A 25,879-nucleotide genomic window follows, 5' to 3' on the forward strand; every position below is an offset into this window, starting at 1 on the left:
TAATTTAGAAACTTATGTCACAGCCTCCTTATTTTTTTTGTTGGGCTAAGATGGCTGGTAAAACAATCCGATCAACAATCCGAACTGCAAAATCAGTAACGAATTGTGGTGTCATATCATTGGGTGTCATCATTGCCTGATACTGTAATAAATTAAAAGGTAAAAGCTTAATATCCTCAGTAACAGTGTATTGAAGCTCGCCAGAGAGCTGGGCTTGTGACAATAATTGATCCATTAATGATAAGTTTTGTTGGCGCATTTGATTTGAATATTTTTGAACAGACGGCGTGTCTTGACCAAGTTCGAATAAGAAAGCACGCATGAACTGAGATGATGCATTGAAATGACTAAGTATTGAAATTAAATTATCACGTAATGTTTTATCTGAAAAATCAATAGTTGAATAATCGGAAATCTCATCTTCTGAGAAATAATCAACGGCATCTAGAAGTAAATCAAATGGCGTTTTCCAACGGCGATAAAGGACGGGCCGTCCTGTTCCTGCCAGTCGAGCAACATTTGAAAAAGTGACATTTTCATAGCCTTCTTCATTTAAAATATTGATGGCTGATTGAAAGATATCTTTAGTTAATTCTTTTTTTGTTTTCCGGGGTGCTCTTTTTTTATCCGTCATTATCTTTAAATCCCTTCATTTTAGGTACGTTAAGTATAACATAGTTACATAATGTTATTAAAATAAATACAACATGTAATTAAAAGTTGACTTTGAGTTTACGTTGACGTATATTATATTTAAGATACAACGTGTACTTTAAATATAATTATTAGGAGATTTATTAAATATGAAGAATAAAAATTTGAAACTTGAACCAATTCCGCATAACTTGGTTATTATTGCGTGGATTATGGTACTTGGTATTATGGCACCAATGTTAGATTCCACTATGGTTAATATTGCAGTTAATCAGTTAAGTATTGATTTTCATGTCAGTTTATCAATTGTTCAATGGACGGTTACCGGATTTATTCTGGCTATGGGTGCTGCCGTACCATTTTCAAGTTGGTTAGTAATGAGGTTCTCTGGTAAATCTGTTTATCTGTGGGCAGAAATCGCTTTTGGAATGGCATCTTTATTGGCGGGTATTTCTTGGAATATTAATGGTTTAATTATCTTTCGATTAATCCAAGGATTTGCTGGTGGACTATTAATGCCGGTGATGTTCACCTTGCTTGTTGATTCCGTTGGTGGTGATAGAATGGGACGAATGATGGCCGTTATTGGTCTTCCAATGACCCTTGGTCCAATGGTTGGTCCAATAATTGGCGGACTATTAGTTCAGTATCTCTCATGGCGCTGGATTTTCTTTATCAATGTACCGGTCGTTATTGTGGCGATTATATTACTGATACTTAAAGTACCGCAGGTTGCACCAAAAAATAAGTCTATAAAATTTGATTATTTTGGTGTTGCATTGCTAATTGCCATTTCTACGACAAGTATCTATGGCGTTGTGCAAGCCAGCACTAAAGGAACGTTTAACAATACGGCGACGTTATCATACGTTGGTACCGGAATCTTTCTAGCTATGATCTATGTAGGGTACGCACTATTGAATAGTAAAAGGGTCGTGATGCCTTTACATTTATTTAAACAACGTCATTTTTCTGGATCCATGTTAGGAATCTTTTTATCGGGATTTGTGACCTCTGGACCAATGTTACTTTTACCTCTTTTCTTTCAAGATATTCGAGGTGAAAGCGTAATTGTTGCGGCGGTATCTTTGATTCCACAATCAATTGGGATGCTAGTTTCGCGAACTGCAATTGGTAATTTAATTGATTCTTTGGGAGCTCGTTGGGTTACTATTATTGGAATTGGCATAACGCTCGTTGGGACTATTCCATTTAGTTACTTTGACGCATCAAGTCATTATTTATTAATTGCAATTGTCATGTTCATACGAGGAGTTGGTGGTTCAGCGGTAAAATCTGCGACGCAAGCGGATGCTTATGTGGGATTAGATAAAGTAGACTCAGCAGCAGCCTCACTTAGTTCTAATTTATTTCAACAAATTGGTGCTGGGTTTGCAACAGCCATTTTAGCGACGGCTGTCACAACCTATACGACGACGCATCATGTTGTAAATGTTACGCAGTTGGCTCAGGCGTATCACTATGGATTTATGTGGTCGGCAATATTCGTTGTCAGCCTTACCATTCCAGCTATGATGTTGAGTCGTAAAAGACAAACTGGCGGGATAAAAGAACTATAGATGAGTTATATTTGGTTAGCACTAATGGGTCGTAATCATCATTGAAAAGCGGTATACTGTATTTATTAATATTTAAAACAATAGGAGGCCAAATTATGTTAAGTCATTTTGATGAAAAAAATCTTGAAGTCAACGAAAAAGGGATTCCATTCCCAGCTGATACACGCGTTAGTTTCGAAACTAACAACGAATTCTTTACTGGGGTCGTTGAAAAACAACTAAAAAATTCGGCTATTATTAAATTCGATAAGGAATTTATTAAGAACGAAACGGCTGAAGAATTAAAACAAAAAGTTGTCATTAGTTATGCAGGATTAGAACTAATTAAATAATTAGAATGAGAGGTTAGCGTGCGTACTTAGCGCTAACCTCTTTTTTTAAATTAAACTAAAAAAGGGGGATGACAAGATGAATAGATGGATTCAAAAATATCTAGATAAAGCCAATCTGTTGGCATCCCCCGTACAAATTGTCGTGTTTTATTATTTGTCATTAATTGTGGTTACTAGTCTCTTGTTATGTATCCCATTTTTTAAACAACCGGGTGTGAATATCTCGTTTATCGATACGATCTTTATGGCCGTTTCAACTGTTAGTGTTACCGGACTGACGACATTTCCGTTAGAGCAAGTCTATAATCAAAATGGTATTGTTTTACTCGAAATATTATTTCAAATAGGTGGTTTTGGAATCACCATGTTATCGACATTTATCTTGGTAATTGCTGGACGTCGAATTGGATTACAACAGCGACGACTGATTCAGACCGATATGAATCAACCACGTTTAAGTGGGAATGTTCGTTTGGTTTACACGATCTTTGGTATTATGTTGGCAATTCAGGCCGTATTTGGCGTAATTTTTTCATGTTACCTGTACGCACGTGATGGATTTGAACATCTAGCCAAATCAATTTTTGACGGTTTTTATATTTCGATTTCAGCACTGACAAATGCGGGCTTTGATATTACTGGTCAATCCATTATTCCGTATTCAAAAGATTACTTTTTTTTATTTTTAATTATGATTTTAATTTTTATAGGTGGTCTTGGGTTCCCAGTTATCATTGAAGTATTAGCGTGGATTAAAATGACTTGGTTTAAGCCGGGTAATCAGAAATTTAGATTCTCACTATTTGCAAAATTAGCGGGTAGCTTCGCGGTTGGATTCTTCTTTATTGGAACTATTCTGATATTTTTATCTGAGAATAATGGCTATTTTGCAAATAAAACGGTTATTGAGAAAACAATCACGGCCATGTTTTATAGTGTGACAACGCGAAATGCGGGATTACAGATAAATCAAATTGGCGATTTTAATACAACAACTTTACTGATTTTCTCTATTTTAATGTTTATTGGTGCCAGTCCGAGCTCTGTTGGTGGTGGTGTCCGAACGACGACAATTGGTATTTTGGGGTTATATTTACTCTCATTTATCCGGGGGCATAAGAACGTGAATGTCTTCAACCGAAGAATTCATGAAAATGATATTCAAAAATCGATTGTCGTTGTTAATTTGTCCATCTTGATGTGTCTGATGGCGGTTTTTATTTTAAGTATTACGGAAAACCAATCACTCATTTCGTTAATTGTGGAAGTAACCTCTGCCTTTGGGACAACGGGATTATCAACAGGTATTACTAGTTCGCTTAGCGTCATTGGTAAAATGGTCATTATTATCCTGATGTTTGTTGGACGTGTAGGGATGTTATATATGTTGATATTCTTCGTTTCGAAAAAAGATCGGGATGAAAAATACCGTTTTCCTTCAGAACAAATCATTATTGGATGACTTTTCGATTAAAGTTATTAAATAAAGAGTATTAAAAAACAGATGTATGCTATAATTTATACCGCAAAACCATTTTATATTACTGGAGGATTATCGTGAAAGAAACGGAAAAACGCTGGCTCACAGTCCTAAAAATTGCGCTGCCACTTTGTCTGAGTTACATCCCAATTGGACTCGCATGTGGGATTTTACTCCATGCGGCAGGCTTCAATACGATATTAGCAGGATTAGTTTCCGTGCTTGTTTTCTCAGGTGGTGCACAGTTTTTGATTGCATCTATGCTGACAATTCATTCGCCGATTCTTTCGATTGTTACCATGTTATTCTTCCTTGAATTGCGTTACGCCTTATTAGGTGCTAGTTTATCGCAATACATTCGAGGGACTAGTCGTAAATTCCTATACATATTTGCGGCATCACTGAACGATGAAAATTATGCAGTTAATTACTTAAAGTTTGCGACAGATAAAGAATGGAAACCAAAAGATGCCTTGATGGTTGAACATTACTCATTATTATTTTGGACAATGAGTAATGTTGTGGGTAGCCTCATTGGTGCCGGATTAAAAATTAATTTAAGTATTGTTGAATTTGCACTAACATCACTATTTATTTATATGATTGTTATGCAACTCAAAAATTACTTAACAATCCTGATTAGCGTCTTGTCAGGAATATTGGCAATTATATTTATGACGTTATTTCAAAGTACGATGGGATTAGTTGTAGCAACGTTGTTAGCCTCTTTTGTTGGGTTCTTAATAGAGCACGAAGTCGTTAAAAAAGGTAAACGTAGCAAGTTATTGAATACGATTAAACCAAGAGCAAGTCGACATACGATCAGTAGAAAATCTAAAGTTTCTGAGGAAAGTTAACTATGGAAATGACAACAATGGATCATTTTTTATTAATTATTTTATCTGCGTTTGTTGCATATTTACCTCGATTCATTCCATTACGAATTTTCGCATCTCGAGAAATTCCGGAATGGTTTAATGAATGGATGAAGTATGTACCCGTTTCTTTATTTTCAGCATTAGTTTTTAAAGATCTTTTTATTAATTCAAGATTTCAGTTTGTTGGTGTAGATAACGTAACAAAGTTAATAGCAGCAGTAATCGTCTTTGCGATTGCTTACCGTACGCGGTCAATGGGTCTATCAGTTGTTCTTGGACTCTGTGCTATTATGTTATTGTCACTTGTTTTGTAGATATAAATTAAAATAAGAATTCGGTTTCATTGGGAATCCGAATTCTTATTTTTGATTAGCGATTGAACAATATTCCGTGATATAATGGCGTTAGTATAAATATGATAATTAAGAGGTGTAGTTAGAATGAAAAAATGGGTATGGGGAATAGTAGTGATCATCATTGTAGGTATGTTTGGTGGTTACGGGTTAACAAAACACGCGGAAACTGGAAAAAGTTATGATACAGCAATGAAGGACGGTAAAGCCGCAATCAAGGATGCAGAGTATGCTAGCGCTGAAAAGTACTTCGACATTGCTTTACAAAAGAAATCAAATGATGTTACTGCACAAGCTTATAAGACACAGGTAACTCATTACAGGACTGTTCTTGATAAGGTTGAAGCACGCCAGTATGCTAAGGCAAAAGATGCAATAAGTGTTGTTTTAGCAGATCGTGATGCATCTACGGTTATTAAAAAACGTGCGACAAATTTAGAAAAAGAATTAACAACAGTTATTAAAAAACGTGAATCATTTACAACAAGCTATGATACTGCAAAAGATTTAACTGCAAAAAATAGTTATACGGCATCGAATACTGAGTTAGACAAAATTTTAAAAGATAGTGATATTGATAAAAATTATTATTCAGATTTTAAGAAAGAAGCAACTGATTTACAAAAGAGCAATGATAAGAAATTAGCAGCTATTGGATATCCAACAAGTAGTTCAACGAGCTCAAGCTCATCATCTTTATCATCAAGTAGCAGTAGCGTTACTTCGAAGCCTAATACCGATTCTGGTTCATCATCAGCGGAACTAACATCAGAAGAAAAGGATGATGCGGCGAAGTATTCTGGATCAAATGAGTACACGACGAATTCATCGGATTATGTTGATGCAAGTAGTGATAAAATTACGGCAGCACGTATCAAGGAAGCACGTGACGCAATTAGATCTGCTGGGGTAAATCCTAGAGCGTTTAGCGATTCAGACGTTGCTAAAATTATTAAACAGTCTATTAAAGAAAAAACAACTGTTAAGGCCATTGCAGCACGTGATTACAAATAAAATACTTTTAAGAGCACGATCCTTGATTTTACTGGGGTTGTGTTCTTTTTCTTAAGTATTCATATGACATAGTAAAAAATTGGGGGAATAGGTTATGTACTTAGCTATTAAAGAAATAAAACATAATAAGTTTCGATATGGGCTTATTATTTTCACGATCTTTCTAGTATCATATCTCATCTTTTTTTTAACGGGTTTAGCATTCGGACTTGCGAATAATAATCGTTCATCAATTGATAATTGGCATGCAGATAATGTTGTTATTAGCCAATACGCGAATGATAACTTATCATCATCGGAAATTCAAAGTAACGCATTACCTGAAATTTCAGGATCAAGCTCTGACTATGCTTACTTAGGTCAAATGATGGGTGTCGCTAGTCGTAAGAATGAAAAAAAAGCTAATATCAGCGTTTTTGGTATTCAATTTAATAAGTTTTTGAAACCAAAATTAATTCAAGGACGTATGCCACAAAAAGCTAACGAAGTTGTTGTTGATAATGGATTGGAAGCAACTAAACTAGGTCAAAAAATAAAAATTAATAACGTGGATGAAGTTTATACGGTCGTTGGATTAACTACCAGGAACAAATATACGACATCACCTGTTGTTTACTTACGATTAACTGATTATCAGACATTGAGGTATGGGCCGGGTAGTTCAAATAAAAAAATAAATGCAATCGTTTTAAAAAATTCGGCAGGTATAAAAAAAGAAACACAATTTACAACGTTAACAACGAATGAATTAATTAACAATATACCGGGATACGCTCCAGAGGTAAAAACATTTGCATTAATGATTGGGGCTCTTTTTGTTATTATTGCGTTTATCGTCGGTATATTTATGTATATCTTAACGATTGAGAAAACGGCTGTTTATGGTGTTTTACGGGCACAAGGGATTTCTGGTGGAACCTTAGTTAAAAGTTTAATCTGGGAATCATCATTGTTAGGAATAGCAGGGATTGGGCTTGGAATTATTGCGGATGTGGCAACGGCATTGACGCTACCGGCCGCTGTGCCATTTTTAAATAACGCGTTTTTAGTTTCTGGATTCTCACTTGTTTTATTGCTAATGATTATTCTGGGATCACTATTTTCAATTTCTAAAATATTACGTGTTGATCCGCTTGATGCAATTGGGGGTGTCTGAATTGAGTTTAATGCGATTATCGAATGTGTCCAAGATGTTTGGAAAAGGTGATAGTGCCAAATTAGCACTCAAAGATATTAATTTAGTTGTTGAACCTGGAATGTTTATTGGATTAACTGGTCCTTCAGGCTCCGGAAAAACAACGTTGTTAACAATTATGGGTGGGCTGCAGGGACTAACCGATGGTGAAGTTTATTTTAAAGATTTAGAAATTGGTAAATTAAGTGAAAAAGAACGCACGCATTTACGATTTAACGAATTTGGATTTATTTTACAAGGCTCAAATTTAGTTCCTTTTTTAACAGTTTTAGAACAGTTTGAGTTAGTAAGTAAAATGCGTAGTAAAAAAGGGAATAATGATCCTGAAGCAATGTTACGTGAATTGGGCGTATGGGACCAAAGAAATCAGTATCCGGCAAGTCTTTCAGGTGGACAAAGACAACGTGTTGCAATCGCTAGGGCATTGTTTAGTCAGCCAGAGATAGTCTTTGCAGATGAACCCACGGCAAGTCTGGACAGCAAAAGAGCAAAGCAAGTTGCTAAACAGTTGGCCGATATTACGAAGAAAACAGGTCAAACGATTATTATGGTTTCGCACGATGAGGATGTATTAGCTTATACAGATAAAACATTCTTTATGCGGGACGGACAATTGACGGAAGAATAGTAATGGATAAATTAAAAGACAGTATTCTTATTTAAAAAGAATGCTGTCTTTTAATTTGGAACAAAAAAAGAGACGCAATTGCGTCTCCCTTTAATTTAATAGTTTATGATCTTAATGATGTCCATTTCCAGTTGTTAACTTCTGGAAGATCATCACCATGTTCGCGAATGTAAGCTTCATGTTCTGCAATCTTAGCATCCATTTCTTTAACAAATGCATCACCCATAGCGCCTAAATGGCCAGCTTGTAAGACAGCATCTTTAGCAAGGTTGAAACGATCCATTTGGTTCAAGACACGCATATCGAATGGTGTAGTAATATCACCATTTTCACGGTAACCATGAATTGCGATGTTATGGTTGTGACGATCATAGAAGATGTCACGAACCATAGCTTCGAAACCATGGAATGCGAATACGACTGGTTTGTCAGTTGTGAAGTAGCTATCAAATTCTTCATCAGAGAAACCGCGAGGGTCAATCTTAGGATGACGTAATTTTAAGATATCTACAACGTTGATGAAACGAATTTTTAATTCTGGGAAGGCTGCGTTTAAAAGATCAACAGCAGCTAAAGATTCCAAGTTAGGTTCTGTACCAGCAGCGGCAATAACGATATCAGCGTCGTCGCCCTTAGCAGTACTTGCCCAATCGATAACTTTCAAACCGTTTTCAACAAGTTCTTGAGCTTCATCAGCTGAGTAGAATTGAGGACGTGGATGTTTACTTGAAACAACCAAGTTAATCAATTCTTCGCTTTGAAGTGTTGTATTCATAACAGCTAATAAACTGTTAGCATCAGCTGGTGTATATTCACGGATGAATTCAGGTTTCTTATCAGCTAAATGGCCAAGGATACCTGGATCTTGATGAGTATAACCATTATGATCTTGTTGGAATACAGTTGATGTTGCAATAACATTCAATGATGGGTAATGGTTGCGCCATGATTGTTCTTTGGCTTTACGTAACCACTTGAAATGTTGTGTCAACATTGAATCAACAACGCGTAAGAATGATTCATAACTAGCGAAGAAACCATGACGTCCAGTTAAGACGTAACCTTCCATCCAACCTTCAGCTTGATGTTCTGATAATTGAGAATCAAGAACACGGCCTACAGGACTTTGCCATTCATCGTTACCTTTTTTGATTGGTTCTAACCATTGACGGTTAGTTGCTTCAAAGACAGCATTCAAACGGTTTGATTTAGTTTCATCTGGTCCGAAGATACGGAAGTTTTTAGGATTTTCTTCGATAATATCACGAGCAAAATCACCGAAAACAATCATATCTTGTGCTGTTACAGCACCTGGAGTTGATGTATCAACAGCATTTTTCTTCCAGTCTGGCATAACTAATTTTTGAGGATTAATCCCACCGTTAGTAATAGGGTTCATTGCCATACGTTGGTTGCCTTTAGGTGCCATTTCTTTTAATTCAGGAATTAATTTACCATCTTTTGTAAATAATTCTTCTGGACGGTATGATTTCATCCAATCAACAAGTGAGTCAATATGTTCCATGTGACGTTGTGTTACAGGAATTGGCACTTGGTGAGCACGGAATGAAGCTTCGATTGGTTCGTTATCCCATTGTGCTGGACCAGTCCAGCCTTTAGGTGTACGGACAATCATAACAGGCCATTTAGGCATTGTTGCTTCTTCAGCTGGATGTTTGCGAGCTTCAGTTTGGATTGCTTTAATTTTTTCGATAGCAAGATCCATTTTTTTAGCCATATCAGGATGGATGATCTCAGGATCAGTTCCTTCAACGAAAATTGGATCCCAACCCATACCTTCAAAGTATTTCGTTAAATCTGCATCAGATTTACGTGATAAAATTGTAGGATTTGAGATTTTGAAACCATTCATATCAAGAATTGGTAATACAGCACCATCATTAACTGGGTTAATGAAGACATTTGAGAACCAACTTGTTGCTAATGGGCCAGTTTCTGATTCACCATCACCAATTACTGTAGCAGCAATGACATCAGGGTTATCAAGAATAGCACCAGCAGCATGAGATAATGAATAACCTAATTCGCCACCTTCATGAATTGATCCCGGTGTTTCAGGAGCAGCATGAGAAGCAACACCACCTGGGAATGAAAATTGTTTGAACAATCTTTGCATACCAGTTAGGTCTTGAGTTATTTTAGGATAGATTTCTGTATAACTACCATCAAGGTAAGCGTTAGAAACCATTACTTGGCCACCATGACCAGGTCCTTCAATATAGAACATGTTTAAGTCGTACTTGTTAATTGCACGGTTTAAATGAGCGTAAATAAAGTTTTGGCCTGAGATTGTTCCCCAATGGCCAATAGGGTTAACTTTGATGTCTTCAGGAACGACGTCAGTTTGTAATAATGGATTTTGTTTTAAATAAAGTTGACCAACTGAAAGGTAGTTTGCTGCACGCCACCAAGCATCAACTTTATCTAAATATGATTTAGATGAAAAATCAGTTTCTGTCATAGTTATACACTCTCCTAAAGGTTTTATTTGTTAAATTAATAACGCTTACTATATGACCATAATAACAAACATCAAACAGAAGTCAATCATTTAGTTTATTGGAACGTACCAATTTTTTAAAAAATTAAATAAAAAGCCGTTAAATGGGCTATTTAACGGACATAAAAGTATTGAATTTAGAGAATTTATAATGGAATCTCATGCTTGAATATTCAAATGGTGTGCCATCATCTAGAAAAAAAATACCGTCCATAATGCTGACTGGCTCTGTTGATTTTAAATCTAAAAGGGCTTGATCATTTTCGGTAGAAGGTTCAGCATAAATTGAAATGGAAGACTTGGTAACCGCCTGATTTTGAGCATCTTCTAAATAATTAAAAATGGATCCCTTAACGATAACACGTGATAAATTAGGAACAATTTTGATGGGAATATATCCTGTCTCAATCATGAATGGTGTTTTTTCAAATAAACGAAGACGAACAATTTTGTAAACAAAGTCATCCGCATTTAAGAAAAGGTTACGCTGTAAGTCTTCTGATGGGGCAATTACTTCAAAACTTAACACCTTAACTTTGGGACTTTTTCCGTTCATTTCGAAACCATCTGTGACACCTAAGTTAGTTCCCGCATAATTGAAAACCGTTTTGTTTTTTAAATATAACGGGTTAATAAATGTCCCAGATCCTCGTTTTTTAAATATAATGCCATCACTGGCCATCTGACCTAGGGCCCGTTTTACTGAACTACGACTAATTTCGTAAGTCTCACTTAGACTACGTTCATCGGGGAGTTTCATGTCGGGGAATTCATTCGCAGTGATTCTTTTTTTTAGTTTACTAATCAGTTGTTTATAAATTAATTCGGCCATAAAATGGGACTCCTTTCGTAGCGTTAATAATCATAGTTAAACATAAGTTTTAATATTCAACAAGTCGATATTTTTTGAAATAGATTGATATTATGTAATTAAAAAGTAAGAAGTACAGACATTTCAGTGATTTTTTTGTACAATGAAGACTGTGATTAAAGGAGTGTGTCTATTGGAAATTTGGCAAAGTTTTATTGAAAATATTAAGTTACGTAGATTCGTTGTTCTATGTACAATTATTGGGGTTATTTTCCTTGCAAAAGATGTTATTAGTATTGTGTTATTAACGTTTATTTTTACATATTTAATGGTTAGGTTGATAAATATGATCCAGAGACATTTACCAATTAATAGCCAATTAATCGTTATTGGCGTGTATCTGGCAATTCTCGCATTATTGTATTTGGCAATTACTAAGTACTTACCAATTTTAGTTATGCAGACAGTTTCAATGACTCATTACGTGATTAATTTTTATCAAAATCCGGGTGATGAAACGAATGTGATGATGGAGTGGTTCGTTAATTCTATTGGTAAGTCTCAAATTATTCCACAATTAAAAAGTGGATTCACACTCGTTTTTAAATACTTAACAAGTATCGGATTTATGGCGGCAACGTTCTTGTTGTCATTAATATTAAGTTTCTTCTACACGATTGAAAAAGATCAGATGGCAAAATTCTCAAAAAACTTTTTATCAAGTGAGTTTGGCTGGTTCTTCCAAGATGTTTACTATTTTGGTGAGAAGTTCGTGAAGTCATTTGGGGTCGTGATCGAAGCCCAATTTTTTATCGCAACAGTTAATACAATTATTACGATTACCAGCCTGTACTTTATGAATATTCCGCAGTTATTGCCTTTAGGAATTTTAATTTTCTTAATGAGTTTAATCCCTGTGGCTGGTGTACTGATTTCATGTATACCGTTAAGTTTGGTTGGATATTCTGTCGGTGGTATTCGTGATGTTATTTATATCTTAATTATGATTATGGTGGTTCATTTACTTGAAGCTTATGTGTTAAATCCTAAGTTCATGTCGAGTCGGACAGAATTACCAATCTTTTTCACATTTGTAATTCTATTGGTCGGTGAAGAATTATTTGGGACATGGGGTTTGATTGTTGGAATTCCTATTTTTACCTTCCTTTTAGATATCTTAGGTGTGAAGTCGATTCCTGGGACTAGAGGACGGGGCGTTAAAATCAAAAGACTAAGGAGAGATAAGCAAACTGATGGCAAAGAAAAATAAATTTTTAGCTGAATTTAGAGTAAACAGAAAAAATACAAACTCAGTTAAGTGGGATAACTTAAAAGAACAATATGGTGACGATCAGCTATTACCATTGTGGGTTGCGGATATGGATTTCAAATCACCTAAAGCGGTGACAGATGCCTTAGTTGCCCGTGTACAACATGGTGTTTTCGGGTATTCAACAATTCCTGATTCATATTATGATGCTTTTTTTGAATGGCAGCAAACCCGTTATGGCATCGAGATGCATAAGGAATGGATGCGTTTTGGGACAGGAGTCGTTAATTCATTATACCAATTAGTCGATTTAATGACCGAGCCAGGTGACAATGTTTTAGTTCAAACACCTGTGTATTACCCATTTTATAGTGCGATTGAAGACAATCAACGACGTGTGATTCGAACGCCTTTAAAACATGAAAATAACCAATATGAAATGGATTTTGAGGCACTTGAACGTGATATTAAAGAGAACCACGTTAAGTTACTGATTCAATGTTCACCACATAATCCAGTGGGTCGCGTCTGGACGGAAAGTGAGTTAACACAACTGCTTGAACTATGTCGTGAGAATCATGTCATGGTGATTTCTGACGAAATTCATCAGGACTTAATTGTTGGAAATAAACCTTTTATATCGGCGTTATCAATAGATGATGGTCGTTACCGAGATAATATGGTTGTTGTTAACGCACCATCAAAGACGTTCAATTTAGCCGCATTACAAAACTCACATATCATTATTCCAAATTCTCAATTACGTGCTAAATATGACAAACTTGTGAAACATTTAAACAAACCAGAAGGTAGTTTAATGGGACGAGTTGCAGGCGAAGCTGCCTATCGTTCAGGCGCAATCTGGTTGGATGAAATTCTAAGTATTGTCAGAACGAATTATTTAGAAGTCAGTCATCAGTTAGTTTCTAAATTTCCAGAGATTAAAATTAGTGAACTAGAAGGGACTTATCTGATGTGGATAGACCTTTCAGCTTATGTCAGAGCGGACAGAATGAAAGAATTTATGCAAAAAGAATGTGGCTTGGCCGTTGATTATGGTCAGTGGTTTAGCGAAGAAACTCCAGGGTTTATTAGAATGAATTTAGCGACGGATTTAGGGACAGTTCAAATCGCCGTAGATCAGTTGTTAAAAGGGCTCAAGGGTGCTAAACTGAATCACTTAAATTAGACTATTAATTTAGGCGATTTCAGTGTAAAATGTACCAGTAAACTAAAAATAGAAAAAGAGGATTTTATCTTATGGCAAAATTAGTATTTATTCGTCACGGACAAAGTGAATGGAACTTATCTAACCTTTTCACAGGTTGGGTAGATGTTAACTTGAGCGAACAAGGCGTTGCTGAAGCACAAGCAGCTGGTGAAAAGATTAAGGCAGCTGGAATCGAATTTGATCAAGCTTACACATCAGTTTTAACACGTGCTATCAAAACGTTACATTACGCACTTGAAGGTTCAGACCAATTATGGGTTCCTGAAATCAAATCATGGCGCTTAAATGAACGTCATTATGGTGCTTTACAAGGCCAAAATAAAGCCGAAGCAGCAGAACAATTCGGTGAAGATCAAGTTCTTGTATGGCGTCGTTCATACGATACATTACCTCCACTTTTAAGTGCATCTGATGAAGGTTCAGCAGCTAACGATCGTCGTTATGCTGATTTAGATCCTAAAGCTATCCCAGGTGGCGAAAACTTAAAAGTTACTTTGGAACGTGTTATTCCTTTCTGGGAAGACGAAATCGCTCCTAAATTACTTGAAGGCAAAAATGTAATCGTTGCTGCACATGGTAACTCATTACGTGCCCTTACAAAATACATTGAAAACATTTCTGATGCAGATATCATGGGTGTTGAAATGGCAACTGGCGAACCAGTTGTTTACGATCTTGATGACAAATTAAACATCGTAAGTAAAATCAAACTTTAATCTAAATTTAAGACCGTCCTTTTGGACGGTCTTTTTTTGTGCAAAGCAGCCGGGGTGGCTGCGGATAATATTGGTGCAATAAAATTAGTCAAAAAAATAAGAGTAACTATCGGTTTCTTGATAGTTACCCTTATTTTATTTATTTTTGGTCGAATAAGTGAGCAAGAAAAGTGGCATTAAAAGAATTATTGCTGACAAAACAATCGTTTTTTCAGCAAGATAAGGGACAACCGCGCCAGTTACAGCAGCGCCAACAGTAAAACTAGAAATAATCGTACCAATTTCAACTGCTTTAGTTCTCGCGACTGTATCGTGTCGGACAATACCTTCGAAGAGAGATTCAGCTAAGGTTCTAATATTTCCGGTCATCATAAGTGAGGCGAATGGGCCATTGTTGAGTCGTCTGAATTCTTGAAGTTGGGCTGCGGCCGCGATTGAGACGAGGGCGCTTGCTAACATGTCAGGAATAACAGGTGAAATAAAAGCGACTAATAAGAGCAAGATAATTTCAAAAGTAATAATTAGTTGTTTGCGTCGTACCAAGGTATCACTTTCAGGAAGCCTATTTTGAAGATAGTGCGCCAAAATGGTCCCCAGCATGAAGGATAACAAGGGTACTAAATAATGTAAGGCAGTGGAGAAGCTGAGCTGACCAATGTGTGTACCAAGTAAAATTAAATTCCCAGTTTGTAGCCCGGCAAAAACTTCACCGTGAACCAGGTAGGTATAAGCATCAAATCCGCCAGCAGCTGCTGCTAGAAAGCTGCTGAAAAGTAATTTTTCGTGTATTGGGGTTATCTGTTTCATCATTAAATTCCTTTCAGTATTCGTTCAATAAATTGAGTATAAGCGTTCCCAAAAAAAGAAGCGACTAAAAGGTCTTTCAGAGTTTCGCCAAGTAGAAACGTAAAGATGGAAATTTGAGTTGTTACTAAATTGAATCAAGTCGTCCCATTTATTTAGTAGGCATAGATATGGTCAGTATTTTTTTATAATAATTATATATTTATTATAAAAAGGCATGTCAAGGGGCAAAAAGATGAGGCGTGGCGGACTTATATATTTATTATAATTATATAAAGAAAAGGCGTGATACACTGTAAAAAACAGTAAAAGGGGAGCTAATCTTATGAAGAAAAGACGAAGAATATGGATTGGTATTGCAATAACTTTTACGCTTATCATAGGAGGATTAATAATGTGGTTTACAATTGGCAAACAAGAAACGAAACCGAATAAAGGTGGCGTCATTTTTACAGCATTACCTTTGAAGTCGAATGATTATTATCAACCGCTATACCAAGAATTAACTCAGTTCAGTAATCAATTTGCGAAAAAAGCCGAAGGGCAAGATTCAGTTAAAACTTTAACGAAGGACTCGAAAGTTTCAAAAAGAATTAATACGGACTATGATGACATTTGGTTGCGTGATGTGGCACCGGTAGTGGCAAATAAAATGGTAAAATTTCGCTATCAACCCTCTTACTTACCAAAGAAAGATGCAAAATATTTGGATAAGTCTTTCAATCGATTTTTGAAGCAAAATGAAATTAAGACAGAATCTTCTAAATTGATTGTGGACGGTGGAAACGTTGTTTGGAATAAAAAAGACGTTGTTGTAATGACTGATCGCGTTTTTGAAGATAATGATCAATTAACGGAAAAAGAAGTTATTCAGACGCTTAAAAAACAACTAGATGTTAAAACAGTGATTATTATTCCTGCAGAGGAAGAAGATGCTTTAGCACACGCCGATGGTATGATTAAATTCATTGGTCCTAAAAAGATGTTTATTAGTGATTTTCAAAAAGATACAGCATTTCAGGCCAAAGTTCGAAAGGCAATTCTAAAAGGGATGCCAGATGCTGAATTCGTTGAATTAAAATCGGCATATACTGAAAAGGGGCAGTACGATAAAGATATATTCTCCGCTAAGGGCTTATATATTAATATGTTGGAAACGGATAAAGTAATCTATGTGCCACAATTCAACATGAAACAAGATCATGAAATGCTAGAATTTATTCGTAAGAACGTAGATAAACCAGTTGTTCCCGTTAAAATTGGAGATATTTCAACAATGGGAGGCGCACTGAACTGTTTGACATGGTATTACCCACCGATTAAGGATTAATATGAAGAGAAGACTTATAAAGGTCAGCTATCAACTAACTTTTATAAGTCTTTTCATGTTGGATTCATTTTTCTAGTCGAAATTAAAAAAATACGTTAATATAATATTTTAAAAGAAAAATAATTTTTTTTAAAGCTTGCTAAAAGTAACTATTAATTTTTAATAATTACGGTATAATAATAAAATAGGTTTTTTACAATTAAATAAAGAGGGATTTTACAATTAATATGAAAAAAAATATGAATGTATTTCTGGCCGGTGTTATTTTAGGCCTGATAGTTATGGGGATAGGGCTTCTAGTTATTTATAGGCCAATGATGCTCAATAAAGAAAGTCTTTGGAAAGAATCAGTTATTGCAAAATCAAATACCGAAATAAACGCCGCAAAAAAAACAAATGAAACATCAAAAAAATTAGATAAGGACCTTCAAGTTCTTAATAATGATTTTCAAAAGAAAATGAAACAAACTAATTTTGTTGGATCGTTTTATGGGGTTAAAGACAATGAAGAATTTACTGATACTGGTTTAGGCTATGCCAACGCTAGTAAAAAAATGCTAAATGGTAAAGATTCTATGTATAGTATCGCTTCTATTCAAAAAGTAATGACGGCTATCCTATTAGGACAGGCGTTACTACAGACAAAACACAACTTGGATGAACCGTTGAGTAATTTCTTACCTGATGTACCAAATGCGAAAAATGTAACTTTAAGATCAATGCTTCAAATGGTATCTGGGTATGGTCCTCAGGTGGCACCTAAAGGGAAAAATCTAAGCGGGCAAAAATTATATGAATATATAATCAACAACATGAAAATGACTAGTGTAGGGACCTACAAATATGCACCCGTTAATTACTTATTGCTAACCTTTGTAATTGAAAAATTAACGGGTAAATCTTACGAAGACTACTTTAAAGAAGTTATTAAACAACCGTTAGGGTTGGCACATACCGATTTTCAACAAGATATTGTTAATAATGAAGAACGGGCAGTCGGTTATAAATCAAAGACTAAGGATAACTATAAGGAAATATCTGAGATGACGATGGCCCAGTATAATTATGAAAAAGGGACCGGCAATTTATTNTTATGTCGAGTAAAGACCTTTTCAAAGTATTGAGCCAATATTTAAAAGGGAACATAGTTCCGATGACAATGGTTAGAGAATTGAATAGACCAGAGGGTCAGACAACTTACTGTGGCGGATTATATCATAATGACTCACGTGTAACGGCACATGGTATGGAGAGAGGCTTCGAGCCCACCGTATTAATGTCTTATGATGGTAAAAGTGGGATTGTTTCTCTAGGTAACATGAAATTGAAAGAATACACTAATATGAAATCACTGATTAGAATTTATCCAACCTTGTTTAAGCAAGACCAAACGATAGCATAATCTTAAAAACGACTGCCTCAGGCAGTCGTTTTTTTTGTTTAATTATAACGATAAATAGAGGGAATAATAAATATTAAGTTTACAAAATTTACAAAAAACTATTTACATTTGTAAAAGTAAGCGCTATCATTTAACTTGTAAAGACGAAAGGAGATACACAAAATGAAAATTACAACAGGGGAACTAGCAAAATACTTAGATCATACTAAATTAAATCCGGATGCAACGAAAATGGATATTGAAACGATTTGTGCGGAGGCACGTCAATATAATACGGCATCTGTCTGCGTTAATGCGCATTGGGCATCATTGGTTACAGAAAAATTGGCAGGAACGGATGTTAACACATGTGTTGTTGTCGGATTCCCATTAGGAGCAACAAGTACACAGTCAAAGGTGGCAGAAACAAAAACTGCCATTGAAGATGGCGCAAAAGAAATTGATATGGTCATTAATATTGGCGAATTAATTGGTGGAAACAATGAAGCAGTTGAATCCGATATCAGTGCGGTTGCACAAGAAGTTCATAAATCGGGTAAATTATTAAAAGTTATTATTGAAACATCATTTTTAAATGATGAACAAATTGTTAGAGCTTGTGAATTATCTGAAAAAAGCCATGCAGACTACGTTAAGACATCTACGGGATTCAGCGCTTCTGGTGCCAAAGTAGAAGATGTGAGTCTGATGCGTAAAACAGTCGGTGATCGATTAGGCGTGAAAGCTTCCGGTGGTATTCATAGTCGCGAGGAAGCAATTGCAATGATTGAGGCAGGAGCAAGTCGATTGGGCGTTAGTGCAACTAAGAAAATTCTAGAATAGGGTGGAAAAAATGAAATATAAACGTATTTTTGGACTCGTTCTTGATTCTGTCGGGACGGGTGCTGCAGATGATGCAAAAAATTTCGGCGATGAAGGGTCTGATACATTAGGACATGTCGGTGAAGCTTACAAAGGTATGCTGAAAATACCTAATCTCCAAAAGTTAAGTATTTCAAACATTCGTGAGAACACTATCGAAGGCGTTGCTGCCGAAGAAGAGCCTTTGGCTAGTTTTGGAAAAATGAAAGAAATATCAGTTGGAAAAGATAGTATGGACGGACATTGGGAAATGATGGAATTACCTGTTGTTCAAAAACTAAGCTTCTTTCCAAATGGGTTTCCACAAGAATTACTTGATAAACTAACAGAATTTTCTGGTCGTAATATTGTGGGTAATCGTCCTGAATCGGGAACTAAGATTATTGAAGAATTGGGTGAGCACCAATTAGAAACTGGCGATTTAATCGTTTATACGTCGGGCGACTCTGTCATTCAAATTGCAGCAAATGAAGCAATTATTCCCGTTGAAGAATTATACCGTATTTGTGAATACGCGCGTAGCCTAGTCAATGGTCCTGAATATACAGTTGGACGTATTATTGCTCGTCCTTACATTGGGAAGACCAAAGATACATTCACTCGAACAGCCAATCGTCATGATTTTGCGTTAAAACCAACTGGAAAAACGGTTATGGATTACCTGCAAGAAGATGGGTTTAAAACAATCGGAGTTGGTAAAATTAATGATATATTCTCGAAACAAGGGATTGACGAGGGTTATCATAATGAAAGTAATATGGACGGAATGGACCATGTTGACCATGTTATGGCAGAAGATTTTACAGGTTTTTGTTTTATTAATTTAGTTGATTTTGATGCTATGTACGGACATCGACGTAATCCGATTGGGTTTGGACAGGCATTAATGGATTTTGATGTACGTTTGGGTACAGTTATTGAAAATATGAAACAAGATGATTTATTGATGATTACTGCAGATCATGGGAACGATCCAACATTTAAGGGTAGCGATCATACAAGAGAAAATGTGCCATTATTAGTTTACTCACCACAAAATAAAAAGAGCGTAAATTTAGGCACTAGAAAAACATTCTCAGATTTTGGTGCAACAATATTAGATAACTTTGGTGTTCAAGGTGAGGACAGGGGAACTAGTTTTTTAGATAATCTTGAATAATCAATATGAATGAAATAGACAATGGGGGAAACAACGAACTATGAAAAGCTACGATGAAGAAAAAATAAAACAAATGCTACTAATTTCTCATTTGTATTATGAAAAAAATATGGGACAAGTAGAAATTTCCAAGAAAATAGGACTTTCTCGTCCAACCATCTCACGTAGTTTGCAAACGGCTAAAGAAATGGGATTAGTAAAAATTCAAATTGAAAATCCATTTGTGGATTTTAAAGAACTGGAACAACAATTGAGCGATAAATATAAAGCTAAAATTAGCATTGTGCCGACTAATTATAAGGGAGAGACGACAGCCTTAAATAGCGTTGGTATGTTTGCGGCGGAGTATTTATCACGAATTATTAAACCAGAAGATATTATTGGAATTGGCTGGGGTAAGACGGTTCACGCGGTTACGAAACATATAGAAAAACGAAATATTTTAGGTGTTCAGGCTGTTCAATTAAAAGGCAGTGTGAGCTTCGAAAACGAAAGAACCTATGCTTACGAAAGTATTACTGAGCTAGCTAAAGCATTTAACACGCAGGCACGATATTTACCATTACCAACAATTTTCGACAATGTGGAAACAAAAAAAATGGTGGAGAAAGATCGTTTTATCAAATCAATTTTGGATTTGGGAAGGCAAGCTAATATTGCCATTTTTACTGTTGGTGTTATTGGAAAAGATGCGCTTTTATTTCACTTAGGTTACCTAAATGATGAACAAAAAATGGAACTAGAATCTAAAGCGGTAGGAGATATCGCATCCCATTTTATTGATGAAAAAGGGGAGATTGTTAGTCAGGAATTAGATGACAGAACCATCGGGATTCAATTAGAGGACTTAAAAAAGAAAGAGCATTCAATAGTGGTAGCTTCTGATGTTGAAAAAGCAGCAGGCGTAAACGCTGTTCTAAAGGCAGGGTACGCAAATACTGCGGTCATAGGTAGCAGCTTGGCGCAAAATTTAATTGACTATAAATAAAATTGGAGCGTGAAAAAAATGAGAATGGTAGATGTCATCGATCAAAAAAGAAACGGTAAGGAATTATCTGATGAAGAAATTCAATTTTTTGTGGACGGTGTTGTAAATGGATCTGTGCCCGATTATCAAATTAGTGCTTTACTAATGTCTATATATTTTCAAGATATGACTGATCGTGAACGTGCTTCTTTAACGATGAAAATGATGGAGTCCGGTGAACATTTAGACCTATCAGACATCCCCGGTATTAAAGTTGATAAACATTCGACAGGTGGCGTTGGCGATAAGGTTAGCTTACCTTTAGCCGCAGTTGTAGCGGCGGTCGGAATTCCTGTACCCATGATTTCTGGTCGTGGCCTTGGACATACGGGTGGTACTTTAGATAAATTAGAAGCTATTCCAGGTTACCAAATAGAGATAAGTGATGAAGCCTTTATTAATCAAGTTTCAAAAGAGAAACTGGCAATTATTGGTGCTACAGGTGGTATCGCCCCCGCTGATAAAAAAATATATGCCTTGCGGGATGTTACAGATACCGTCGATTCGATCCCGCTGATTGCTAGCTCAATAATGAGTAAAAAGATTGCATCTGGAACGGATGCATTGGTGATTGATGTTAAAACTGGGTCAGGCGCATTTATGAAAACACTGGAAGATTCTACAGCTTTGGCCACAGCACTTGTTGAAATTGGAAAAAGTGTTGGAATGGATTGTATGGCAGTTATTTCTGATATGAATCAACCTCTGGGTAATAAAATTGGTAACTCGTTAGAGATAGAAGAATCAATTGATATTTTGAAGAATAAAGGTCCTGAAGATTTACGTGAGCTGGTGTTAACTTTGGGAAGTTATATGGTTATTTTAGGCGGAAAAGCTGAAAAATTTGATGAAGCTAAGCAATTATTGGAAGAAGCTATTGAATCAGGAGCTGCTTTAGATCGATTCCGCGCGATGATTAAGGCACAAGGCGGAGATGAAACGGTCATTGAAGACTATTCAATCATGCCACAGGCCCAGTATAAATTTGAGTTGCCAGCTTTAAAGAGTGGAGTAGTAGCTAAATTAACGGCCGACGAGATTGGTATCGCAAGCATGATGTTAGGTGGTGGTCGTCAAAAAGCAGGGGATCAATTAGATTATGCAGTAGGTATTGAATTGCATAAAAAAATTGGCGATAAAGTTGAAAAAGACGAATCGTTAATGACTATTTACAGTAATCGTGAGGATATTGAAGACATTAAGTCATTAATTTATGACAATGTTGAAATTGCTGAACGTGCTGAAAAACCACAAATGATTTATAAAATTATTAAATAGAGTTTCAAATAGAGTTTCAAAAAGACTAGTTTTTAAACTAATTGAAAAGTGAGGATGATTTTAATGAGTACGCACATTGGAGCACAAGCTAATGAAATCGCAGAGGTTGTTTTAATGCCAGGCGATCCTTTACGAGCTAAGTATATCGCTGAAACTTTCTTGGAAGATATTCACCAATATAATACGGTTCGCAATGCTTTTGGTTACACTGGTAGTTATAAGGGACATAGAGTATCTATTCAAGCTTCGGGCATGGGAATTCCTTCAATTTCTATTTATGCAAATGAATTAATCCAATTTTATGGTGTTAAGAAATTAATTCGTGTTGGAACTTGTGGCGGTATGGGAACCGATATTCATGTTAGGGATGTCGTCATTGCGCAAGCAGCAAGTACAGATTCAGCTATTATTAATAATACTTTCGGAAGTGGCATGTACTATGCGCCAACTGCTGATTTTAAACTATTGTTAGCTGCGCACACGGCTGCACAACAACAAGGAATTACGGTTAAAGTTGGCAATATTTTATCGGAAGACCGTTTTTATAATGATGAAATTGATCGTAATAAATTAATTGAATATGGTATTTTAGGTTCTGAGATGGAATCCGCAGCATTATATATGCTGGCAGCTAAGTATCATGTACAGGCTTTAGCAATATTGACCATTAGTAATCATATTATAACGGGTGAGGAAACAACGGCCGAAGAACGAGAAAAATCATTCAACGAAATGATAGCGCTTTCTTTAGAAACTGCTATCTCCGCTGATTAAGGGAAGAGGCAATATCATGTTTATTATTATTAATATTATTGGTCTGTTATTATTTGTAGGATTAGCTGTTTTATGTTCCAAGAATCGAAAAGATATTAAATGGTATTCAATTGGAACAATGTTAGTCGTCAATTTGGTTGTTTCGTGGTTATTAACTGGCTTCCCAATTGGTAGAGATATCGTGTTGGGTGCAGCTAACGGCTTTAATGCGTTAGTTCAGGTAGCTTACACAGGTATTGCATTTGCTTTACCAAGTTTGGTTCACGTTAAACAAATGGATTTTGTTGTGAGTGTGTTATTACCCATTTTAATGATTATTCCATTGTTTGATATTTTAACATATATCGGCGTTTTACCATGGATTATCAAATGGATCGGCCGAGGGTTGGCAAAAGTAACAGGTCAACCTAAATTTGAATCATTCTTTGCAGTTGAAATGATGTTTTTAGGTAACACAGAAGCTTTAGCAATTTCTGGAATCCAATTAAAACAAATGAATAAACAACGTAATTTAACTTTGGCGATGATGTCAATGAGTTGTGTGACCGCTTCAATTGTTGGGGCCTACACGCAACTTATGCCAGGACAATTTGTATTAACTGCAATTCCGGTTAACGTTATTAATGCTATTATTATTACTAATATTTTAAATCCAGTCGTTGTTCCAGTTGAAGAAGATACAATCGCAACAATGTCAGCTGAATCCGGCGAAAATGGTAAAGAACCATTCTTCTCATTTTTGGGAGATTCAATTTTAGGCGCAGGTAAATTAGTTTTGATTATTACTGCAAATGTTATCGCCTTTGTTGCATTGGCAGCTTTAGTAGATAAACTATTAGGTATCGTAAATCCATGGTTAAGTTTGGAACATATCTTAGGTATTATTATGTTCCCATTCGCTTGGTTAATGGGACTAAATACAGCAGATGCTTTCCAATTCGCGCAATACATGGGAACGAAATTAGTGACGAATGAGTTTGTTGTTATGGGACAAATTACCAATTCGGTTAAAGACCTCGCGCCTCATTACCAAGCCGTCTTAACTGTTTTCTTAACGTCATTTGCTAACTTCTCAACAGTTGGTATGATTATTGGTGCGTTCAAAGGGTTAGTTAACCATGAGAAAAACGAATATATTGCTAAGAATGTTGGCTTTATGCTCTTATCAGGTGTGTTAGTTTCATTACTTTCAGCAGCAACAGTTGGTCTCTTTATCTGGTAATTATAAAATAAGGTGTGAGTGAGATGTTACAAGGTTTAAAAGAAATGATTAAAAGAAGGACTAAAGCGACTATTGGTAAAAATGATCTTAAAACTGAGATTTTAGCGGGTGTGACAAGTTTCTTTGCGATATCATATATAATGATTGTTAATCCACTTATTTTAAGTGACGCAGGTATCCCCGTTAATTTAAGTATTTTTGCAACAATTATTATTTCAGTATTAGGTTGTTTGTTGATGGCAGTTTGGGCGAATGCCCCCATTATTTTGACACCTGGGATGGGTGTTAATGCTTTCTTCACATACACATTAGTTGTTGGTATGCATTTTACATGGCAAGTGGCAATTGCCGTTTCCTTAGTCAGTAGCTTTCTATATCTGGTGATTGCTTTTACACCATTAAGTCGTGTTTTGGCGGAAAGCATTCCGGATGTTTTGAAAACGGGAATTACGGTGGGAATAGGGTTATTCTTAGTTGAATTAGGGCTGGAAAAGGCAGGTTTAATTACCGCCGGATCAAATGGATCTTTACTGGCCTTTGGTTCTTTACAGAACCCAACAACGTTATTAGCACTGTTTGGATTAACGTTGACCGTTATACTATATGTTAAAAAGATTCCGGGAAATTTTATTATTGGGATTATTGTGACAAGTCTTGTGGGAGCAGCTTTTAAGATTAAAGGGCAAGCAACTACAGTTGATGTCACACAAATTAAAGAATACGGTAAGTTATTGTTTCAGGGCGACTTTCAAGAAATTGGTCAATTAAAATTCTGGTTGGCCGTCTTTTCAATGACGATGATTTTGGTTTTTGAATCGATGGGACTACTTGAAGGACTCTTACCCGATAAGAGTAAATTTAAAAAGTCATTTCAAAGTAGTGCAATTACCGCTCTTCTATCAGGTATCTGTGGAACAAGTCCAACCGTGGCTGCTGCTGAAAGTGCCGCTGGTATTGAAAGTGGTGGTCGCACTGGGATTGTGGCGGGAGTTGCTAGCCTACTGTTCGCTAGTTCAATTTTCTTAGTTCGATTTTTGAAGTATGTGCCTGAGGCGGCAATTGCACCCGTAATCATTATTACAGGTGCTTTAATGATGCAACAACTTCAACATATACAAATTCAAGATTTTAGTGAGTGGTTCCCAGCCTTTTTGATTATCGTTTTAATTCCTTTATCAGGAAGTATTGCGATAGGATTATCATTTGGATTTGTTAGTTATCCGATACTAAAGATAATGACAAAAAAGACAGATATTTCGGCAATCATGTGGATTTTAAGTATGCTTTTCTTAATAAATCTGGTGTGCACCGCATTTTTAAATTAGTAAGATAATTTTATAAAATATAAAAAAGTATTTC

General features: G+C 35.9%; 24 protein-coding genes. 20 read left to right on the forward strand and 4 right to left on the reverse strand.

What is annotated here, in order from left to right:
• Nucleotides 1-28: 28 nt before the first annotated feature.
• Nucleotides 29-634: a TetR/AcrR family transcriptional regulator gene (locus FC66_RS06900; RefSeq protein ID WP_057974655.1), complete on the reverse strand. Its 606-nt coding sequence runs from the start codon at nucleotides 632-634 to the stop codon at nucleotides 29-31.
• A gap of 169 nt (nucleotides 635-803) precedes the next feature.
• Here FC66_RS06900 and FC66_RS06905 point away from each other — a divergent pair, with 169 nt between their 5' ends.
• The 8 genes from FC66_RS06905 to FC66_RS06940 all read left to right on the forward strand — a co-directional run bounded on the left by FC66_RS06905 (nucleotide 804) and on the right by FC66_RS06940 (nucleotide 8,114).
• Nucleotides 804-2,234, forward strand: coding sequence for a DHA2 family efflux MFS transporter permease subunit (locus tag FC66_RS06905; protein WP_057974656.1), 1,431 nt, complete (start codon nucleotides 804-806; stop codon nucleotides 2,232-2,234).
• Nucleotides 2,235-2,329: 95 nt separating this feature from the next.
• Nucleotides 2,330-2,566, forward strand: a complete 237-nt coding sequence (locus FC66_RS06910; protein WP_057974657.1) for a hypothetical protein — start codon at nucleotides 2,330-2,332, stop codon at nucleotides 2,564-2,566.
• Between the two features lie 76 nt (nucleotides 2,567-2,642).
• A complete protein-coding gene (locus FC66_RS06915) occupies nucleotides 2,643-4,028 on the forward strand; it encodes a TrkH family potassium uptake protein (protein ID WP_057974658.1) in 1,386 nt (461 codons plus the stop codon).
• A gap of 95 nt (nucleotides 4,029-4,123) precedes the next feature.
• The gene (locus FC66_RS06920; protein ID WP_057974659.1) at nucleotides 4,124-4,903 is read left to right on the forward strand and encodes an AzlC family ABC transporter permease; all 780 of its coding nucleotides are present in this window, start codon (nucleotides 4,124-4,126) and stop codon (nucleotides 4,901-4,903) included.
• A gap of 2 nt (nucleotides 4,904-4,905) precedes the next feature.
• Nucleotides 4,906-5,238 carry an AzlD domain-containing protein gene (locus tag FC66_RS06925; RefSeq protein ID WP_057974660.1) on the forward strand — a complete coding sequence of 111 codons (333 nt, stop codon included), beginning with the start codon at nucleotides 4,906-4,908 and terminating at the stop codon, nucleotides 5,236-5,238.
• Between the two features lie 126 nt (nucleotides 5,239-5,364).
• A complete protein-coding gene (locus FC66_RS06930) occupies nucleotides 5,365-6,291 on the forward strand; it encodes a hypothetical protein (RefSeq protein ID WP_057974661.1) in 927 nt (308 codons plus the stop codon).
• A 94-nt stretch (nucleotides 6,292-6,385) separates the two neighbouring features.
• A complete protein-coding gene (locus tag FC66_RS06935; RefSeq protein ID WP_057974662.1) occupies nucleotides 6,386-7,447 on the forward strand; it encodes an ABC transporter permease in 1,062 nt (353 codons plus the stop codon).
• A gap of 10 nt (nucleotides 7,448-7,457) precedes the next feature.
• Nucleotides 7,458-8,114 (forward strand): ABC transporter ATP-binding protein, encoded by a 657-nt coding sequence (locus tag FC66_RS06940; protein WP_318530524.1) that lies wholly within the window; start codon nucleotides 7,458-7,460, stop codon nucleotides 8,112-8,114.
• Nucleotides 8,115-8,217: 103 nt separating this feature from the next.
• On the opposite strand, the gene FC66_RS06945 is transcribed toward FC66_RS06940, so the two are convergent.
• Both FC66_RS06945 and FC66_RS06950 read right to left on the reverse strand, forming a co-directional pair.
• A complete protein-coding gene (locus FC66_RS06945) occupies nucleotides 8,218-10,596 on the reverse strand; it encodes a phosphoketolase family protein (protein WP_057974664.1) in 2,379 nt (792 codons plus the stop codon).
• A gap of 148 nt (nucleotides 10,597-10,744) precedes the next feature.
• The gene (locus FC66_RS06950; RefSeq protein ID WP_057974665.1) at nucleotides 10,745-11,467 is read right to left on the reverse strand and encodes a GntR family transcriptional regulator; all 723 of its coding nucleotides are present in this window, start codon (nucleotides 11,465-11,467) and stop codon (nucleotides 10,745-10,747) included.
• 172 nt (nucleotides 11,468-11,639) lie between these two features.
• Between FC66_RS06950 and FC66_RS06955 the strand changes: the two genes are divergently transcribed.
• From FC66_RS06955 to FC66_RS06965, 3 genes are all read left to right on the forward strand, one after another.
• The gene (locus FC66_RS06955; RefSeq protein WP_057974666.1) at nucleotides 11,640-12,716 is read left to right on the forward strand and encodes an AI-2E family transporter; all 1,077 of its coding nucleotides are present in this window, start codon (nucleotides 11,640-11,642) and stop codon (nucleotides 12,714-12,716) included.
• Entirely contained in the window at nucleotides 12,700-13,905 is a 1,206-nt protein-coding gene (locus tag FC66_RS06960; protein WP_057974667.1) for a MalY/PatB family protein, read from the forward strand. Before FC66_RS06955 ends, FC66_RS06960 begins: the two co-directional genes overlap by 17 nt.
• Nucleotides 13,906-13,976: 71 nt before the next feature.
• Nucleotides 13,977-14,663, forward strand: a complete 687-nt coding sequence (locus FC66_RS06965) for a 2,3-diphosphoglycerate-dependent phosphoglycerate mutase (RefSeq protein ID WP_057974668.1) — start codon at nucleotides 13,977-13,979, stop codon at nucleotides 14,661-14,663.
• Nucleotides 14,664-14,798: 135 nt separating this feature from the next.
• Here the strand turns inward: FC66_RS06965 and FC66_RS06970 are convergent, their stop codons facing one another.
• Entirely contained in the window at nucleotides 14,799-15,473 is a 675-nt protein-coding gene (locus FC66_RS06970; RefSeq protein WP_057974669.1) for a YoaK family protein, read from the reverse strand.
• A 388-nt stretch (nucleotides 15,474-15,861) separates the two neighbouring features.
• Between FC66_RS06970 and FC66_RS06975 the strand changes: the two genes are divergently transcribed.
• From FC66_RS06975 to FC66_RS07020, 9 genes are all read left to right on the forward strand, one after another.
• On the forward strand, nucleotides 15,862-16,797 hold the full coding sequence (locus FC66_RS06975) for an agmatine deiminase family protein (RefSeq protein ID WP_057974670.1): 936 nt from the start codon (nucleotides 15,862-15,864) through the stop codon (nucleotides 16,795-16,797).
• Nucleotides 16,798-17,114: 317 nt separating this feature from the next.
• Nucleotides 17,115-17,887: serine hydrolase domain-containing protein (locus FC66_RS08205; RefSeq protein ID WP_420911480.1), on the forward strand; the 773-nt coding region annotated here is incomplete at its 3' end.
• Between the two features lie 474 nt (nucleotides 17,888-18,361).
• On the forward strand, nucleotides 18,362-19,021 hold the full coding sequence (deoC, locus tag FC66_RS06990) for a deoxyribose-phosphate aldolase (RefSeq protein ID WP_057974673.1): 660 nt from the start codon (nucleotides 18,362-18,364) through the stop codon (nucleotides 19,019-19,021).
• A 10-nt stretch (nucleotides 19,022-19,031) separates the two neighbouring features.
• On the forward strand, nucleotides 19,032-20,219 hold the full coding sequence (locus FC66_RS06995; RefSeq protein ID WP_057974674.1) for a phosphopentomutase: 1,188 nt from the start codon (nucleotides 19,032-19,034) through the stop codon (nucleotides 20,217-20,219).
• Between the two features lie 40 nt (nucleotides 20,220-20,259).
• Nucleotides 20,260-21,207 (forward strand): sugar-binding transcriptional regulator, encoded by a 948-nt coding sequence (locus FC66_RS07000; RefSeq protein WP_057974675.1) that lies wholly within the window; start codon nucleotides 20,260-20,262, stop codon nucleotides 21,205-21,207.
• An 18-nt stretch (nucleotides 21,208-21,225) separates the two neighbouring features.
• Complete coding sequence (locus FC66_RS07005) at nucleotides 21,226-22,524, forward strand: pyrimidine-nucleoside phosphorylase (protein ID WP_057974676.1); 1,299 nt, start codon at nucleotides 21,226-21,228, stop codon at nucleotides 22,522-22,524.
• A 63-nt stretch (nucleotides 22,525-22,587) separates the two neighbouring features.
• Nucleotides 22,588-23,298, forward strand: coding sequence for a purine-nucleoside phosphorylase (deoD, locus tag FC66_RS07010; protein ID WP_057974677.1), 711 nt, complete (start codon nucleotides 22,588-22,590; stop codon nucleotides 23,296-23,298).
• Nucleotides 23,299-23,314: 16 nt separating this feature from the next.
• On the forward strand, nucleotides 23,315-24,520 hold the full coding sequence (locus FC66_RS07015) for a NupC/NupG family nucleoside CNT transporter (RefSeq protein ID WP_057974678.1): 1,206 nt from the start codon (nucleotides 23,315-23,317) through the stop codon (nucleotides 24,518-24,520).
• Between the two features lie 23 nt (nucleotides 24,521-24,543).
• Nucleotides 24,544-25,845, forward strand: coding sequence for an NCS2 family permease (locus FC66_RS07020; RefSeq protein ID WP_083478989.1), 1,302 nt, complete (start codon nucleotides 24,544-24,546; stop codon nucleotides 25,843-25,845).
• Nucleotides 25,846-25,879 lie beyond the last annotated feature (34 nt).

Source organism: Dellaglioa algida DSM 15638, assembly GCF_001434695.1.
Taxonomy (GTDB): domain Bacteria; phylum Bacillota; class Bacilli; order Lactobacillales; family Lactobacillaceae; genus Dellaglioa; species Dellaglioa algida.